The 1,278-nt window shown below is 65.2% G+C and carries 1 protein-coding gene; it reads right to left on the reverse strand.

Annotated elements, in window-relative coordinates; translation table 11 throughout:
- Nucleotides 1-36: 36 nt before the first annotated feature.
- Complete coding sequence (locus ABT116_RS47370; RefSeq protein WP_502984090.1) at nt 37-996, reverse strand: SCO6880 family protein; 960 nt, start codon at nt 994-996, stop codon at nt 37-39.
- Between the last annotated feature and the right edge of the window lie 282 nt (nt 997-1,278).

Here is a 1,278-nt window from a genome sequence, read left to right on the forward strand (position 1 = left end):
TCTCCGGGTGATGACAGGCGACCCGCTGGCCGGGCGTCAGCTCGACGAGCGCCGGTTCGGTCGTCTTGCAGATCTCCGTGGCCTTCCAGCACCGGCGTAGAACCCGGCAGCTTGGTAGCGGTACGCGCGGCGCACCTTCAACCGCGCCTGCACGGACAGGTCCTTGATGATCGCGTCGATCGCCGGAATGTCCCCGTCGAGAGGTTCGGTGATGGTGATCAAGATGCCGAACCGCACCAGGCCGTGACCACGCGCCTGTTCCTCACGGGCACGGGCGGTCGCTTCCACCTTCAACGTCGCGGTGACCGAGCCGATGCCTTTGCCGCCCTGTTCGGCGATCAGCGCGTTCTTGTAGTCGTTGTCGACGATCTTGACTGCATCCGCGGCCGTGTGCGGGCGGTAGACGATCGCGACCCGCTTACGTGGGATGTCGGGGTTCGGCGCGAGGATGCGGCGCAACACGCCTTCGTCGACCGCGCCGGTCGGCGCCATCTCCATTTCCCAGGTCACCGAGCGGGCACCGTCGTGGATGTACTGGTCGAAGCGTTCTTCATGCGAGATCGGGCCGGCATCGGACCAGTCCAAACCGTGTCCTTCCACCGTCGCGTCGGCGCGTTCGATGTCTTCCTGCGAGGCCGGATCGGTGGAGCGGCGAACGAAGGAAATGACGTCCGAGGCTGCCATCGGGCGGACGCCGACTCCGGCGGAGCGCATCGCGGCGCACAGACCGGGAAGCCTGCGACCGATTTCGACGGCCTGCTCCGAAGGGTCCTTCTTACGAGCATCGGTGGTCGCACGGAACGTGACCGCCAAACGGGGAAGAAGTTGAGCCTGCTCGGTGGCGAACAGTTCAGCCGCCTCGTAGTTCGAGTCCTGCGCCAACTGCGGTGCATCCGGTTCGGTCTGACGAATGACCTCCGCCAGCAACCGGTTTCCGGTCTCGGGAACGCAGTCGATCACCGGGACGACCGAGACCACGTCCGAGGTCTGACCCATCGAGGCGAGGACTCAGCGGTTCGAACTCGTGCCCGCGGCCCTGCACATCCGTTTGCGGCTGCGGCGGCACTACGCCTGTGATGCCGTCGTAGATCGATCGTTCGGTGTCCCACTTCGACAACCCGCAGATCGCTGCGACCTTCGACGCCGAGTACTTCGTCCACCACTCCGCCGTGCTAGGAGCAAGCGGTTCAGGAAGCTGGAAGCCAGTCAGGGCAGTCATGACGCCGCCTTGAAGTTGACAGCCTCAGCGACCTTGTCCCCCAACGTGACCAAGGCGAC

Origin of the sequence: Streptomyces sp. NPDC002130 (genome assembly GCF_040296465.1) — a bacterium.
Classification (GTDB): domain Bacteria; phylum Actinomycetota; class Actinomycetes; order Streptomycetales; family Streptomycetaceae; genus Streptomyces.

Coding starts and splice junctions, on each gene's coding strand:
- ABT116_RS47370 (WP_502984090.1), bottom strand. CDS start 996: ATGGGTCAGACCTCGGACGTGGTCTCGGTCGTCCCGGTGATCGACTGC.